The organism is Wolbachia endosymbiont (group A) of Hylaeus communis (assembly GCF_947251915.1).
Lineage (GTDB): Bacteria > Pseudomonadota > Alphaproteobacteria > Rickettsiales > Anaplasmataceae > Wolbachia > Wolbachia pipientis.
In genome coordinates this window covers 1391525-1406741 of the sequence record NZ_OX366396.1, presented here as the reverse complement: position 1 = coordinate 1406741, position 15217 = coordinate 1391525, and the positions used below count along the sequence as shown (strand labels likewise).

The window sequence follows — 15217 nt, the reverse complement described above, 5'->3', positions numbered from 1 at the left end:
CATGTTTTTAGTTGATAAGTGAATAATCATGAGCTTCGTCATTGCAACTTTCTATCACTTTGTAGAACTCTCTAATTATTATGACATGAAAGACGAAATAAAAACTGCATGCGACAACATTGAATTAAAGGGTACTATACTCCTTGCAGAAGAGGGTATTAATGCAACCGTATCTGGTGAAAGAAACGCGATTGATAAAATATTCGATTTTCTACGTTCTGATTATAGGCTAAGGGACCTTACATGGAAAGAGAGTGCAGCAGAATATCAACCATTTAGCAAGATGAAGGTAAAATTAAAAAGAGAGATTGTGAATCTTGGTGTAGGCAATCTTGATATTTCCCTTAAGGGTAAATATGTTGATCCAGAGCATTGGGATGATTTTACTTCTCAACCTGACGTTTTAGTAATAGATACACGAAATGAGTATGAAGTGAAATTAGGCAAGTTTAAAAATGCAATCAATCCACATACTCAGCGTTTTCGCGATTTTCCTGAGTGGGCAAAGTCTTTCTCTGAGAGTAAAGACCTGAAAGTAGCTATGTACTGCACTGGTGGGATTAGATGCGAAAAATCAACAGCGTACATGAAAAATCTTGGATTTAGTGATGTTTACCATCTTAAAGGCGGCATTCTTTCTTACCTTGAAAAAACTTATAATAAAAATGGTAATTGGGAAGGTGAGTGTTTTGTTTTTGATGATAGAATTGCTGTTGATAACTCACTTACTCCAAGCAACACAATAAAATGCATACTCTGCTCAAATCAAGTTTCAACTGATAAACTGAAATCAGTTCCACGTGGCCAGGTGGTTTGTTTCAACTGTAAACTTTAGCATTAGAAAAAAGCTCCTGTACTAGAATTTAACACGGATCTTCAACAACTCCTTCGTGGTTGCATATTGTTTAATTCAGTGCTTTCAAGATATGTACTGTTCGGTAGAAGCTGTAGCTTTACTCCTCTCGTTTGAGTTTTATTACTACAACTCCCCCTAAAGAACCGTGCTTGCAGATTTCCCGCACACGGCTCATCAATATTAGTTTTCACAGTCGTCCCTCTTATGCATATAAAGAAAAATGTATTTTTGGCTTTGGTAATGGATTTACTTCTACGTAGTGTACAAACTGTTCCCAGGTCATACTCTTTTTCTGACTACGCCGATTTATCCATTTAAATGCTAGCTTTCTTACTGATGTGTAAAATTGTTTCAAACACCAATAATTTCCGCTAATACCAAAGTAGTTATAGTGTCCTGTTAATTTAGCCTTCAGTACTTGCCACCAATCTTTAAGTCGAATACTTCCGCGGACTATTTTCAACCACTCCTTGATTTCTTTTAGTTTTCTGGCTAGATTTAACTTAGAGGTTTTATGTCCCATCATTAATCTACCACGACGACTTTTTGCACCATAGTGCGTAAACCCCAGAAAATTGAAACTTTCCGTCCTTCGTTTCTCTCTTATCGCTCGTTGCCACTCCCTCTTGCCAAACTTTACTACTCTGGTCTTGTTTTCAGATACTTCCAACCCAAATTTATTTAGCCTTTGTTTCAGTAATTCCAGAAATTCTTCCGCGTCTACCTTACTTTCGCAACAAACCACAAAATCATCGCAAAACCTTATTTGTTGTATATATCCTCTGGATCTTGATTTCAATTTCTTTTCTATCCATAAATCCAACACATAATGTAAGTATATATTTGCTAATACAGGACTTACTATACCGCCTTGTGGTGTACCTTGTTTTGTTGCTTCATAATTTCCAGCTTCGACTATCCCTGCCTTGAGAAACCGCTTTACTAACCACAGCAAATTTGGGTCAGTTATTCGTTCCCTTAGACACCTCATTAGCCATTTATGCTGTATATTATCGTAGAACTTCTTGATATCCACTTCTACAATGTAGTTTATTGGCTTGTACTTAACTGCTTTATCTAGTGCATTTACCGCTTGATGACAGTTTCTTCCAGGTCGAAATCCATATGAGCTGTCCAGAAAGTTTGCCTCGTAAATATTTTCTAATATCTTCTTCAGCATAATCTGTACTAATTTATCCTCGGTCGATGGTATTCCGAGTCCGCGTTTCTCTTTACTTCCAGCTTTCGGTATATATACCCTCTTTACTGGTTGTGGTTGATATTGCTTCCTCTTCATACTTTCTACTAGCACTTCGAGTTTCTCATTCAGATTTTCTCCGTATGATTCCACTGTTATCTGGTCTACTCCACAAGCCTTGTTACGCTTCAGTTCTTTATAACATCTCGCAAGATTCTCTGTATTTATCAGATGGACTAACGATGTGAATTTTAGTCGCTTATCTTGCTTTGCTCTTACTGCTATCTGGTTTAGTTTATATCGCATGTTATTCCTACCTCCGTTGTATTGGCATAGCAATCCCTATTCCAGTTACTATATTGCTGATCGCTTCCCCTTGTACGTGGCTTTCCCACATTCTGAGTACTATCAATCAGTCCGACTTCCCCTGCATCTTCCGCTAGTTCTTGCCTTTGTTGACTTGTTCCAACGTACCTTAATAGGAATGCATGGGATCTCCCAAGTTCACTTGAAGTCCATTTCAATACATGGCACGGTCTCAGATCCCGATAGAGTGAGTGATAACTTGCCTTTACGTTATCCTTCATGCTGTCTTCCATGGCCATGAACATGTCGACCTCTATGTCTTCAGGTATTTCGGGACTCCACTCCTTCACTTCCGTTGTGCCCTGCATTGTCCATCCCACTAGCTCTATTACACTCGTTACCTCATGCAACATAGTGGTCTGTTCCAAACTTTTGGCTAGACTTTGTTTGTGTTGGATTTTCACCAACTGTTCTCCAAGCACTTCTTGGCGCACCTTGGCAATCACTTCACCAGCGGCAAAGTGATACCATGCTGATTCATATATTTTCCTTTCATATCATCATATGATTTCTCGCATTCACTTTCGCCGCTTAAAAATACGAATTGGCATGCGCCTTCATTAGCGTAAATTTTCGCAGGAAGTGGAGTGGTGTTTGAGAATTCGAGTGTGACATGACCTTCCCATCCAGGTTCTAAGGGAGTAACGTTTACTATAATTCCACACCTTGCGTAAGTTGATTTACCAACACAAATGACCAGTACATTCCTTGGTATACGAAAATATTCCACTGTACTTACAAGCACAAAGCTATTTGGTGGAATTATGCATACGTCTGTTTCCTTATCTATGAAACTATTCTCAGAAAAATTTTTAGGGTCCACGATAGCTGAATTAACATTAGTAAAAATTTTAAATTTATTATCCACTCTTGCATCGTAACCATAAGATGATAGTCCGAAAGATATAACACCTTTGCTGCTTTTGTGGTTCACAAAAGGTTCTATCATTCCAAAATTTTCAGCTTTTTCTCTTATCCATTTATCTGGCATAACTGCCATAATTGCCCCTTAAAGTTGTGTAATACTTACAATAATATAAAATAAAATTTAAATGTAAACTGTAGCTTTTGTCATGCAATTAAAGCTTTTCAGTTTGATTTTTTGTTACAATAATTAGATTTATGTTCTTAACTAAAAATAATGCTTAGAAACTTTCTCCTGATTTTTGTATTCGTATTATTCATGCCGCTGTCAAATGCTGATGCCAGGAAATACATCAGAATTGTTGGGTCTTCAACTGTTTTTCCTTTTATCTCATTTATAGCCGAGGAGTTCAATCGTGTATTCTCCTTTAAGACTCCAGTTGTGGAATCGATAGGAAGTGGATCAGGATTCAAAATGTTTTGCTCAGGAATAGGGGAAGACACTCCAGACATCACCACTTCATCTCGCCCTATGAAGGGAGTAGAAAGAGAACTATGTAAAAGAAATAAAATTAATGAAGTGATAGAGATCATCATTGGCTATGATGGAATTGTCATTGCAAATTCAAATCAAAGCCATAGATTTGATTTCACAAAGAAGGACTTATTTGAAACTTTATCTGTATATTCTCAAGAAAATGATAAATTAGTAAAAAATAATAAGAAGTTTTGGTCTGATGTAAATCAAGCCTTACCAAAAACAGAAATTGAAATTTATGGTCCACATCAAAATACAGGCACATACGAAACTTTGGTTAATTCTATTATGCTTGATCAATATTCATGTATGAACTCGAAAATTTTTAAAGAGAATTATAAAGATCAGGAAGAAAGAAAGAAAGCATGTGGTAATATAAGGGATGATGGAAGGTATATAGAAGTTGGAATTAATGAAAATATAATAATACAAAAATTGAAAAGTAACAATAACGCCTTAGGGATATTTAGTTTCAGCTTTTTAATGAGGAATCAAGATAAAATACAAGGGAGCACAATTGCAGGAATTGAGCCAACTTACGAAAATATATCATCGGGAAAATATATATTAGCAAGACCTCTATACCTTTACATAAAGAGGGAACACTTGGATACTGTTGATGGATTAAGAGAATTCGTAAAAGAAATTATAGATTCAATCGGTATTGAAGGTGGGTACCTATCTAGGCTTGGTCTAATTCCACTTTCAAGTGAAGATATAAAGAAAGCTTCAGCAAAAGTTTATGATATAACGTGACGGCAACACTTCTTTTATATTCTTTGTTCTAGCGTAGTCAGACCCAGCACGGCGCGCTTGGATGACATTATTAACGTTATGCTTTTTGTTGTTTTTTCTACACTTGGATCTTCTAAAACCTTAGCAATACCAGCACCCATTAATATAACTGCTGCCAAAACTGTTAAAGCCAGTGCAACTACAGGATACGCTAGCATATAGGCTGCAACAGCACCAGCTACGCATAGTCCAGTAACGCCTAGAGCGATCTTCCCTTTGTGTTCACTCCAGAAGTTTGTATCGTTTTTTTCTGGGGTTTTGTTGTCTGCAGTTGGTGCAGAGTTTACGGTGTTTTGATCTAGATCAGTGTCATCTATAAAGTTAAGATCATCATTCTCAGACGGATCCTGATTGATTTCTTGTGAAAATCGAGTCGCATACTCTTTATCCCATGCTATCTGATCATCAGTCTTGGCATTATCTAGTTCATTTTTACTAAGTTTTTCCTCAAATTCTTGAATCAAATCTTGAAAGCATTGCTCACCTACTCCAGGTATTTTAGCAAAACGTTTTTGTGCACATGTAAGTTTATCCATTACATAGTTATTTTCATTGGGCTCGAACCCAAGGAGCCCTGGAGAAGCAGCATCAAACATTAATTTAAAGCTTTCTTTTATCTTTTCCACATCTTCTTGGTTCAATTCTCTATCATAGTTAACCAGCAGAGGATAAACTAAAAGGGCATCTACGCTTCCATCATCCCAATATACACATCGCTCTAAAACCCTTGCTGCATCTGCACCACAATTCTCTAATACTGCTTTAACTCGATTAACATCAAGGTCTTCTATTGCTTCTTGTAAGTTGGAATCAAGACCCATTACCCTCTTGTGCTCTTCCATTTCTTGAATAACTTCTCCAAGAACAAATCCGTTATTAGAATCGTTGGTCCTTCCTTGCCCTTGCAGGTCTCTAAGCATATTTATTGTGCTAACACTACCACCTTCTGCTGAATCGTATTCTGCACTACACAAAAAATCACGAGTTCTTTGATCAGCTTTCTGCCAAATTAGTTCAATGATCTCTATAGCTTTCTCTTGATCTTGAATGTTATAAGAGTCAATAGCAACCCTTAAAACGGTATTTCTGAGTTCATTAGAAATCCACTCAAGTCTCAAAATTTTTTGTATATTACTATCTTCACTATCTTTGAACATGTTCTGGACTTCTAGAAGATTGCCACACAAGATTGCTTGTATTAATGAGTTTTGAATGTTTGTTTGTATATCAGTTAATTCAACCATATCTTACCTCTAATAAAAATTTAATTATCACACATATTTACAAGTAAATCAAGTATATTGTTAATAACTGTTAATAAAGGCCAACAAAATGCTTGACGTTAGAGTAGCTTTTATGGCTTTGTATAGCGAGGAAGTAATTCTATGAAAAATCATCAACGTTTACAAAATTTGCGTTCAATTGTATTTATTGTGGGAATATTCCTATTGCTGTTTAGATTAGCAATGCTTATTCCTGCTATTACTAATAAATGTCTCAGCTACAAATGGAAAAATTTCCTCGCTGGATTCATAATTACCTGCACATCTGGCGCAATTTTTATTTTACTCGGTAAATTAAGTAGATTGCATGGAATGCCAGCAATTTTTGCGATTACTAGTTGCACCTGGATTGCCTTGTCTCTGTTTGCAGCTATTCCTTTCTATTTTGATAATCTGAGCTATGTTGATGCATTGTTTGAAACGATATCTGGCATCACAACCACAGGAGCAACTATATTTAATGATATTGAAAAACAATCTCCAGGAATACTGCTATGGAGAGCAATGCTACATGGCATGGGGGGTTTTGGTGTAATCACTTTAGGAATTGCAGTTTTTCCTATGTTTAAGGTTCTCAGCCTAAATAATTTACTTTATTCTGAGTATTCAGATGCTACCAAAAGGAAGTTGCCGAATACGCGAAGCGTAGTGATTCATGTTACGGCAATATATTATGGCTTAATTTTGTTATGTATATTTTCCTATTATCTAGCTGGTATGCCACTGTTTGATGCAATATGCCACGGAATGTCCTCTGTATCAACTGGTGGATTTGCTAACTATAATGATTCTATAGGGCACTATAATAACCCTATGTTAGAAGTCATAACGATCATTTTTATGATTTTGGGTTCTCTGCCTTTTCTTAGCTATTTAAAAATCATAAGACGGTTAGACATTTGCCATGATGAACAGGTCTCTTACTTTGTTAAGATAGCTATTGTTTCATCTTTATTTGCTTGTTTTTGGTTGTATAAAAATGTTGATTTAGGAGTGTCATTATCATTTAGATGCAGCACATTTACCATCACCTCTTTAATTACGTCAACTGGTTATGCAATCTGTAATCATATAGATTGGAGTTTCATTTCAGTCTTAGCTTTTTTTCTAACCTTTGTTGGTGGATGTAGTGGTTCTTCAAGTGGTGGAATCAAAATCTTTCGTTTGATCATTTTTCTAAGGTCTATAGAAAATCACTTTCGCCTTTTATTAAACCCAGGCGCAGGTAATAAAGTAAAATTCAATGGAAAAACCCTGGAGAATGATGAAGTTCATTCTGTCTTTATATTTTTTGCAATTTTCATGTTAACGTTTACCATTTCATCAGTAGTGATGTCTTATTTAAGCAATGCAGACTTTATAACTAGCATCAGTTCAGTCTCTGCAACGCTTACAAACTCTGGCCCGGGATTTAGTAATTTAATAGGCCCTTCGGGTAATTATTCCTCTTTCAGTAATGAAGTAAAATTATTTCTATCGTTTTTAATGCTGCTTGGCAGACTTGAAATATTGCCAATCTATTTTTGTATAGGCAATTTATTCTTATTTAATAGAAAGAAATAGTTGGTGAAGTTGTGAAATTTGATATTATAGCTAAACTGACTTACGACAATTTGAAAAACCGTCATTCCGCTACTCGTTAGCGGAATCTATACCGCGAATAAATCCACAGATGTACGAACATTGTGATTTGGGCACACCAGGAAGAATGTCATCCAAGTAGCCCCTTTCTCGTCATCCCGCTACTTGTTAGCGGGATCTATGCTAAGAGATACCGCGAATGAATCGCGGCATGACGGTTCGCGGCGGTATAGCTATAGATATAGCATTTCTCATAATAGTCCGAACAGGTCATAGGAAGGCAGAATCAACAGCACGACGAAAGGATTCGAATAGAGGAATGTTTTTCCTGGCTCTGTTTTTTATAGCAAACCAATGATGCTCAATTTTGTTGAAATCTGGAGAATAAGGCGGCAGATACAAAATTTCTGCACCAACCCCTTTAGCAAGCTCGATAATCTTATCAGACTTATGAAAAGTAGCATTGTCAAGAATGACAGTCTGTCCAGGTTCCAAGATCGGTGTCAAAAATTGCTCAAACCATCCATTAAAAACATCCATATTACAGTGGCCTTCAAAGGTTAACGGAACAACTATCTTTCTTCCACTTAAGGCTGCAACCATACTGATTCGTTGAGTTTTCTTTCCAGATTTTAAGGCATAAAACCGCTGTCCTTTCTGGCAATATCCGTAGGGGTAGTCTTCGGTGTTATCAATGCCAGACTCATCTATATACACTAAGTTTTTAGGTTCTTTTGTCGCTATAATTTTCAAAAATTCAGCACGTTTTTCTTCGTTTCTTTCCTTGTATCCATATGTCTTTTTTTGCGCGTAAATTCAATTTTTTTAAGGGCTCGATAGATCGTTTGGATACTAACGTTGTTCCAAAGTTTAGCCATTTCCGATAGAGTCTTTCCTCCGTGTTCTCTGGCAAATTTGGCAAAGGTATCCCAGTCGGTAATTTTGTGATTGTAACCCCCATTTCCAAGTTTTTTTGATTGAAAGTCTCCTGTTTCTTTTCTTCTTTGCTGCCACTCCCATAAAGTAGTTCGTCCAATCTTAAATCTTGCTGCCACTGTTTCTCTGCTTTCTCCTTCGTCTAGCGCTTCCATTGCTTTTTTTCTTAAATCATAACTATATGCTGCTGGCATTCAACCTCCTTATCATCATCTACCCTTATCCTATCACATCCGGACTTTTATGGAAAGAGCTATATTATTAGCTATTTAATAAAAAGATCGTAGCTAAACCAAGAAATATAAAAGCTGAGAGAATATCAGTTGTTGCCGATGTTAGGATTGAAGAAGAAACGGCAGGGTCAGACTTTAAACGGTGAAGCATTATAGGAATGAAAGTTCCGATGAACGTTGCAATAATTGACATCATAATCATGGAGACCACAAAAATCATCTCCACTTTGAAGTTGTGAAACCTTATTGCTAACACTACTAATGAAATAGTAGATAAGATCACCCCGTTTATAAGACCTATTAAAAATTCTTTCATCAGTATTCTTTTTGCATTTTGCTCAGTTAGATATTTTGTTGCGATTGCCCGGATGGTTAGCGTTACTGTTTGGGATCCTGCATTTCCGCTCATTGATGCAATTATCGGCATGATTATTGGCAGCACTATAAAACTTTTTATTACATCATCGAAAAAGCCAACTACTATGGAACACATTGTTGCAGCTAAGAGGTTAAACAGTAACCAAGGTAGCCTTTTAATTATAGTTTTATGTATAGGGGCATTTATATCGGCTTTAGAAGATACACCGCTTATTTTGAGTACATCCTCTTCTGTTTCTTGTTGAACAACTTTTATCACATCTTCAATTAAGATCACACCAATAATTTTACCATTCTTATTTACTACCGGAGCCGATAATAGAGAGTAATCTTTAAATATTCTTGCTACTTCCTCTTGGTCTATTCCAGTTTTAATGATTTTTATGTCATGATCCATTATCTCTTTTATTATTGTGTCTCCTGAGTGAGATATTACCTTATTTAAATTAACACTGCCTATAGGCTCTAATTTTGAGTTGATAATGAATATCTGGTGAAATTTTTCTGGTATTTTTTTATAGTTGCACACAAATTCTGTCAGTTGATTTATTGTCCAATAATATGGAGCTATAACCATATCTTTATGTATTAACCTTCCTGCACTTTCTTCTGGATATGATAGCAACTCCTCTACCGATTTCTGAGTTTTGCTGGGCAAATAGTAAAGTATATTTTCTACAGACTTTCTATCTAAATCTTTCACTATGGTTACTATATCTTCTACATCAAGGAGCATTAGTAACTTTGCTGTATTTTCTATTCCCAATGTTTCTATGATCTCTATTTGTAAATCTGGCACTACATGCACTAGGGCATCACTTAACAAATGTTGATCGAGGATATTAACTAATTTCTCCCTGTGATCACTGATCGAAGTAGATAAAAAATAAGCTAACTGAACACTGTCTATCGTTTTTACAATATTACGAACATTCTCTAGCTCCTCGTTATCAAGTGACTCTATTAAGTCATCAATAGCCTTTTTGTCTAAACCATAATGGGAACTTATTTCAATATTCATTACTTTACCTTGTTTTTTAATAAATATACGCGCTTGATTTCCTTAAACATTAAAGTATAATGAAATTATTTAAATTAACTATCATATGGTTAAATTTCTATTTTGTTTACTGTTATTGTTATTGATAGTAAATATATTAAAATCTAAAGTATAATGAAAACTTATCCAGAAATTCTTGAACACTTTCAAAGCTTAAATAAAAGTATTTCTCTTATCAGGAGGTGTCTTTGACATAGAAAAATTAAAGTTGCGTCTTGAAGAGCTTGACTCCCAAGCGTCGAATGATGACCTATGGCAAGATAACCAAAAAGCACAAGAAGTTTTAAAAGAACGTTCTAAAATTAAGAATGACGTAGAGTCGTTTTTAAAGCTGGAAAGCGATTACAACGATGCCATCAGCTTAATGAAGTCTGCTATTGATGAAAATGATGAAGAATTTTTCTCTGAAGTTGAAAATGAATTAGCTAAGCTAGAGAAATTAATCAAGTATAAAGAAACAGAGTCCTTATTTACTGGTGAAGCAGATAATAATAACTGCTTTTTAGAAATCCACTCAGGAGCTGGCGGAACCGAGAGCAATGATTGGGCTGAAATGCTGATGCGCATGTATATAAGGTGGGCAGAAATTTATCACAACTTTAAAGTTGAAGTTGTAGAAAAATTAGAAGGAGAGTCAGTTGGTATAAAGTCTGCAATGATAAAAATCGTTGGAGAAAAAGCTTATGGGTGGGCAAAAAGTGAAAGTGGAATTCACAGGCTGGTTAGAATATCGCCATTTGATGCAAATGGTAAACGTCATACCAGTTTTGCAAGTGTAGGATTAACTCCAGTGATCGAAGATTCAATTGATATTGCTGTGGATGAAAAGGATCTAAAGATCGACACCTATCGTGCTTCCGGAGCAGGCGGTCAGCATGTGAACAAGACTGAAAGTGCGGTACGCATTACGCATATTCCAACTGGTGTTGTAGTTCAATGCCAAAATGGTCGTTCTCAACACAGAAATAAAGATGAGGCATTGAAATTACTTAAAGGACGTTTATACCAAATTGAACTGGAAAAAAAAGAACAGAAAATGGCTGAAGAATATGGTAAAAAATGCGATATAGGCTGGGGCAATCAGATCAGATCGTACGTTATGCATCCATATCAAATGGTGAAGGATTTAAGAACTGGACATGAAGTGGGCAATATAAATTCTGTTTTTGATGGTAATATAGATTGTTTCATAGTTAGTGTGCTCACTAAGCAAAATTAGGTAGGGTTGACTTTCTTGCCATAATATATGATAATTAAAATATTGTTAAAGTAGGAGTAAAGTTATGGCGATTAAATATGATCAGTGGAAAAGTGACCTTACCCAGAAAAAGTGGAGAGAAAGTTTGGAATGTTTTTTACAAAAAGAATGATGCATCAAATTGTTCTGGAATGCAATAGTTAATAGTGACGTTGTTTGTTATAAAAAATTTCTATGTATTCAAATATTGCAGTTCTAGTGTGTTGAGCAGAGTGTTGTGAAGTATCAATAAGTATTTCTCTTTTCAATGAGCTAAAGAAGCTTTCTGCAACAGAATTGTCGTAACAACAGCCTTTATTACTCATCTATATTCTTTACAGCTAAGAGATATTGATACCCTTGCGCAGTATATTGTGAACCTTGATCACTATGTAATAGTAGATTTTTGGCAGGTTTACGCTTGTTAACGGCCATTAATAAAGAGTCCATAACCAATTGTTTATTTATTGAACTGCTCATTAACTACCATGCGTGAATATAGATCGATTATTGTTGCCAAATATAGCCATCCCTCCTTGGTTTTGATGTAAGTAATCCCATACTTTATTTGGTTGATCAACAATAAAGTTTTGGTCTAATATATTGGGAGCTACAGCTCTATTATCTGTTTGTTGTTTTTTAATTTTAAACTTTCTTTTCAGTATAGCCCTGATGTCATTTTTCTGCATAATACTTTGCACCGTTTTCAAATTGCAACTTTTACCCAAAGCCTTCAATTCAGCATGAATTTTAGGAGCTCCATATCTACATTTAGAAACTTGATATATTTTTTGAATAGCTTCGAGTAGCTCTTTATTTGCTGATTCTCTACTGCTTATTTTTCTTGTGGTCCACTTATAGTAGCCACTAGCAGAAAATCCTACATAATTCCTGTACTTTATAGCAGTTATTGCTTTTTTTCTTAAATCATAACTATATGCTGCTGGCATTCAACCTCCTTATCATCATCTACCCTTATCCTATCACATCCGGACTTTTATGGAAAGAGCTCTAAGAGGTTGTCCGGAAACAAGTAAAAGGCTATAATATCTGAAATTTTAGTACGGGGTAAAGATGAGAAAAAAGTATCCAACAGATCTAAGCGAAAGGGAATGGGCAAGAATAGAAAAACACTTCAGAGTATCATACAAGAAAGGAGGAAGGCCGCCAAAGTATAGCAAAAGAGAAATATTAGAAGCAATTTTCTATGTATTGCGTACAGGGTGTCAATGGCGGTATTTACCAAATGATTTTCCGCTATGGAAGACTGTGTATGAGCAGTTCAGGCAATGGAAGAAGCAGGGAATTTTTGAGAAAATGAATTATGAAATTACAAAATATAGTAGAAGAAAAATAGGAAGGAATGAGCAGCCGAGTGCCTGTATAGTAGATAGTCAATCTGTAAAGACTACAGAAAAGGGGGGATCAAAGGCTATGATGGAAGTAAAAAAGTAAAGGGTAGAAAAAGGCATATAATTACAGACACTCAGGGTTTTATACTAGGTTGTTACGTAGGCGCTGCTAACGAAAATGATAGAGATGGTATTAAAATAGCATTAAACAATATGAGAACAAAATATACTAAAGTTAAAAAAATGTGGGCTGACATGGGATACCAAGGAAGAAATTTAAAGAATCACATAAAGGAAGAATATGACATAGATATTGAAATTGTTAAAAGGCCTACATGTAGATTTTGGGTGCACAAAGATACGCCACCTGAGCTACTACCAACAAGAGAACAAGGGTTTAAAGTACAGCCAAGAAGATGGGTTGTAGAAAGGACTTTTGCTTGGGTTAATAGGAATAGAAGGCTATCGAAGGAGTATGATTTACTCACAACATCCACTGAGAATTTCATATACCTAGCTATGAGTAGGGTTATGTTAAAGAGGGAATATGCTTGAATTTACTTGTTTCCGGACAACCTCTAATATGCTCTTTTATAAAAAAATATTTTACTCTTTTTGACTGGCCAGGGCTTTTTTTTAAATGTCTCTTTCCCTTGTTACTCTTGCTTTGTAAATCAAACCTCTCTTTGTCGTAAGGAGCCATGTTACCTCTACCTGGAAATGCATTTGCCGCTGACTTTTTTTCGTTATATTTCTTCATCCATTTTCCTAATACACTATCCCTTATTCCTAGATCTCTTGCTACTTTTGCAACTGGTTGACCTACCTTTCTTTGTTCATTTGCCAGCTTAACAGCTTCCAATTTGAATTCTGCCGTATATTCTCTTGCCATTTCTAATCCTCCAAAATTTTATTTTACCCGAAAAAACTCCTTTCTTTCTCTCCACTTTTTCTGGGTAAGGTCAGAAATTTAATGATCCAGGATATACTCCTTTGTTAAGGGAGATTGAGCATTTTCGAATATTTCTTGAGTGCTTCCAGACTCAACAATTCTGCCATTATGAAAGAAAATTACACTATCAGATAACTTTTTAGCTTGCTTCATTGAATGAGTCACCATAATTATAGTAAATCTTAATTTCAGCTCTTGTATAAGATTTTCGATTGCATTGGTTGCCATTGGATCAAGAGCAGAGCACGGTTCATCCATTAATAAAATAGTTGGCTTCACTGCAATTGCGCGAGCGATGCATAGCCTCTGTTGTTGGCCACCGGATAAATTGAGTGCGCTATCTTGCAATCTGTCCTTCAATTCTTCCCATAAACCAACCTTGGTTAAACTATTTTCCACCATCTCATTCAATTTTTGCTTATCCTTCGCCATACCATGCAATTTTGGCCCACAAGCAACATTATCATATATTGATTTTGGAAAAGGATTTGGCTTTTGAAATACCATACCAACTTTTGCTCTAAGTAGTACAACATCCATATCGCGTGAATATATATCACCCAGCCCATCGATATCTAATTCACCAACAGTTTTGCAACCTGGTACATAGTCATTCATACGATTAAAACAACGCAAAAATGTTGATTTACCGCACCCGGATGGTCCGATAAAAGTAGTAACTTTTCTTTTATAAATATTCAAATTTATATCGAATAAAACTTGCTTAGAGCCGTACCAGAGATTTAAATCTTTAACAGAGGCACGTGTATTGCTCATATCACATCCTGCATTGAATAGAGCCCCGGAATTTCTCTTTTATTTTCGTATAGCCATACTGCTGCTTGAACAGCTCCTCTAGCAAATGTTGTGCGATCAATTGCTTTGTGGTTTAGTTCTATCCGTTCATCAGAATTAACAAACATCACGCTGTGATCTCCTATTACTCCACCTCCACGAGATACCGCAAAACCTATTCCCCCCTTTTTTCTTATGTTTGAACCACTATGTAAATATTGATTGGACTGAAAATCCACTTTTGAAGCGTTAGCAATTGTTTTGCCAAGTTCTATAGCTGTTCCAGATGGTGAATCCTTTTTTAAGTTATGATGCATTTCCCAAATCTCAACGTCATATTCATTACCTAAAAGCTCAGCAGCTTTTTTTACCAATTTCAGCAACACATTAACCCCAACACTCATATTTGCTGACCATAATATTGGAACTTCAGCAGCATATTCTTTCAAATCGACACCTTCTATTCCAGTTGTGCCACTAACCAGCGGTGTTTTAAATTTTACAGCTGCTTTAAGGCAGTCTAACATACATTCTTTAGTTGTAAAATCTATTACAACGTCAGATGACTCAAATATGCCACTAATAGAACTTGTAACTTTAATTCCTAGATTGGCTATAATTGGTCCAATATCTGAATCTATGTACTTACTACCTGAACGGGCAACAGCACCTGCTATTTCCACTTTGGTATTTGTAATTAATTCATTGAGTATTTTTTTGCCCATTCTGCCTAAGCAGCCTATTACTCCAACTCTGATTTTCATAAAGCTTTTTACGTTTATTAAGAATGTTA

At 35.7% G+C, this 15217-nt stretch carries 15 protein-coding genes and 1 pseudogene; 5 read left to right on the top strand and 11 right to left on the bottom strand.

The genetic code is table 11. From position 1 onward, the window contains the following. Window positions 1-28: 28 nt before the first annotated feature. Entirely contained in the window at window positions 29-835 is an 807-nt protein-coding gene (gene trhO, locus OPR52_RS06870) for an oxygen-dependent tRNA uridine(34) hydroxylase TrhO (protein ID WP_264722901.1), read from the top strand. Between the two features lie 41 nt (window positions 836-876). On the opposite strand, the gene OPR52_RS06865 is transcribed toward trhO, so the two are convergent. The 4 genes from OPR52_RS06865 to dcd form a co-directional block, all read right to left on the bottom strand. Continuing rightward, complete coding sequence (locus OPR52_RS06865) at window positions 877-1047, bottom strand: hypothetical protein (protein WP_265038132.1); 171 nt, start codon at window positions 1045-1047, stop codon at window positions 877-879. 11 nt (window positions 1048-1058) lie between these two features. Next, window positions 1059-2360 (bottom strand): group II intron reverse transcriptase/maturase, encoded by a 1302-nt coding sequence (gene ltrA, locus OPR52_RS06860; RefSeq protein ID WP_265038130.1) that lies wholly within the window; start codon window positions 2358-2360, stop codon window positions 1059-1061. Then, window positions 2345-2773 carry a hypothetical protein gene (locus OPR52_RS06855; RefSeq protein WP_264722787.1) on the bottom strand — a complete coding sequence of 143 codons (429 nt, stop codon included), beginning with the start codon at window positions 2771-2773 and terminating at the stop codon, window positions 2345-2347. The genes ltrA and OPR52_RS06855 overlap by 16 nt, the downstream gene beginning before the upstream one ends. Window positions 2774-2862: 89 nt before the next feature. Continuing rightward, window positions 2863-3420 (bottom strand): dCTP deaminase, encoded by a 558-nt coding sequence (dcd, locus tag OPR52_RS06850; protein ID WP_265038128.1) that lies wholly within the window; start codon window positions 3418-3420, stop codon window positions 2863-2865. Between the two features lie 141 nt (window positions 3421-3561). On the opposite strand from dcd, the gene OPR52_RS06845 reads away from it, so the two are divergent. Then, a complete protein-coding gene (locus tag OPR52_RS06845; RefSeq protein ID WP_265038127.1) occupies window positions 3562-4578 on the top strand; it encodes a substrate-binding domain-containing protein in 1017 nt (338 codons plus the stop codon). A 14-nt stretch (window positions 4579-4592) separates the two neighbouring features. On the opposite strand, the gene OPR52_RS06840 is transcribed toward OPR52_RS06845, so the two are convergent. Beyond that, on the bottom strand, window positions 4593-5861 hold the full coding sequence (locus tag OPR52_RS06840; RefSeq protein WP_265038125.1) for a hypothetical protein: 1269 nt from the start codon (window positions 5859-5861) through the stop codon (window positions 4593-4595). Between the two features lie 141 nt (window positions 5862-6002). Between OPR52_RS06840 and OPR52_RS06835 the strand changes: the two genes are divergently transcribed. Continuing rightward, the gene (locus OPR52_RS06835; RefSeq protein WP_265038123.1) at window positions 6003-7463 is read left to right on the top strand and encodes a TrkH family potassium uptake protein; all 1461 of its coding nucleotides are present in this window, start codon (window positions 6003-6005) and stop codon (window positions 7461-7463) included. A gap of 288 nt (window positions 7464-7751) precedes the next feature. Here OPR52_RS06835 and OPR52_RS06830 read toward each other — a convergent pair. Both OPR52_RS06830 and mgtE read right to left on the bottom strand, forming a co-directional pair. Next, window positions 7752-8611 (bottom strand): IS630 family transposase gene (locus tag OPR52_RS06830; protein ID WP_265037751.1). Its coding sequence is split into 2 segments (ribosomal slippage): window positions 7752-8287 and window positions 8287-8611, totalling 861 coding nucleotides; the frame shifts between segments, so codons are not numbered across the junction. Between the two features lie 67 nt (window positions 8612-8678). Beyond that, complete coding sequence (gene mgtE / locus OPR52_RS06825) at window positions 8679-10049, bottom strand: magnesium transporter (protein ID WP_006280192.1); 1371 nt, start codon at window positions 10047-10049, stop codon at window positions 8679-8681. Between the two features lie 153 nt (window positions 10050-10202). On the opposite strand from mgtE, the gene prfB reads away from it, so the two are divergent. Next, window positions 10203-11307, top strand: a protein-coding gene (gene prfB, locus OPR52_RS06820) for a peptide chain release factor 2 (RefSeq protein WP_265038121.1) whose coding sequence is annotated in 2 segments (ribosomal slippage) — window positions 10203-10277 and window positions 10279-11307 — 1104 coding nt in all. Because the reading frame shifts where the segments join, the coding sequence is not laid out codon by codon here. Between the two features lie 136 nt (window positions 11308-11443). On the opposite strand, the pseudogene OPR52_RS07940 reads toward prfB, so the two are convergent. Beyond that, a pseudogene (locus tag OPR52_RS07940) lies at window positions 11444-12252 on the bottom strand (IS3 family transposase); the annotation flags it as partial. Window positions 12253-12399: 147 nt separating this feature from the next. Between OPR52_RS07940 and OPR52_RS06810 the strand changes: the two are divergent. Further along, window positions 12400-13232, top strand: a protein-coding gene (locus tag OPR52_RS06810; RefSeq protein ID WP_265037890.1) for an IS5-like element ISWpi1 family transposase whose coding sequence is annotated in 2 segments (ribosomal slippage) — window positions 12400-12769 and window positions 12769-13232 — 834 coding nt in all. Because the reading frame shifts where the segments join, the coding sequence is not laid out codon by codon here. Here the strand turns inward: OPR52_RS06810 and OPR52_RS06805 are convergent. From OPR52_RS06805 to dapB, 3 genes are all read right to left on the bottom strand, one after another. After that, window positions 13207-13569, bottom strand: a complete 363-nt coding sequence (locus tag OPR52_RS06805) for a transposase (protein ID WP_265038116.1) — start codon at window positions 13567-13569, stop codon at window positions 13207-13209. The two genes, OPR52_RS06810 and OPR52_RS06805, sit on opposite strands and share 26 nt — an antisense overlap. Before the next feature lie 78 nt (window positions 13570-13647). After that, entirely contained in the window at window positions 13648-14406 is a 759-nt protein-coding gene (gene pstB, locus OPR52_RS06800) for a phosphate ABC transporter ATP-binding protein PstB (protein ID WP_006280935.1), read from the bottom strand. Beyond that, window positions 14403-15188, bottom strand: a complete 786-nt coding sequence (gene dapB, locus OPR52_RS06795) for a 4-hydroxy-tetrahydrodipicolinate reductase (protein WP_010962542.1) — start codon at window positions 15186-15188, stop codon at window positions 14403-14405. Before dapB ends, pstB begins: the two co-directional genes overlap by 4 nt. Between the last annotated feature and the right edge of the window lie 29 nt (window positions 15189-15217).

Coding starts and splice junctions, on each gene's coding strand:
- trhO (WP_264722901.1), top strand. CDS start 29: ATGAGCTTCGTCATTGCAACTTTCTATCACTTTGTAGAACTCTCTAAT.
- ltrA (WP_265038130.1), bottom strand. CDS start 2,360: ATGCGATATAAACTAAACCAGATAGCAGTAAGAGCAAAGCAAGATAAG.
- OPR52_RS06855 (WP_264722787.1), bottom strand. CDS start 2,773: ATGTTGCATGAGGTAACGAGTGTAATAGAGCTAGTGGGATGGACAATG.
- dcd (WP_265038128.1), bottom strand. CDS start 3,420: ATGGCAGTTATGCCAGATAAATGGATAAGAGAAAAAGCTGAAAATTTT.
- OPR52_RS06845 (WP_265038127.1), top strand. CDS start 3,562: ATGCTTAGAAACTTTCTCCTGATTTTTGTATTCGTATTATTCATGCCG.
- OPR52_RS06840 (WP_265038125.1), bottom strand. CDS start 5,861: ATGGTTGAATTAACTGATATACAAACAAACATTCAAAACTCATTAATA.
- OPR52_RS06835 (WP_265038123.1), top strand. CDS start 6,003: ATGAAAAATCATCAACGTTTACAAAATTTGCGTTCAATTGTATTTATT.
- mgtE (WP_006280192.1), bottom strand. CDS start 10,049: ATGAATATTGAAATAAGTTCCCATTATGGTTTAGACAAAAAGGCTATT.
- OPR52_RS06805 (WP_265038116.1), bottom strand. CDS start 13,569: ATGGCAAGAGAATATACGGCAGAATTCAAATTGGAAGCTGTTAAGCTG.
- pstB (WP_006280935.1), bottom strand. CDS start 14,406: ATGAGCAATACACGTGCCTCTGTTAAAGATTTAAATCTCTGGTACGGC.
- dapB (WP_010962542.1), bottom strand. CDS start 15,188: ATGAAAATCAGAGTTGGAGTAATAGGCTGCTTAGGCAGAATGGGCAAA.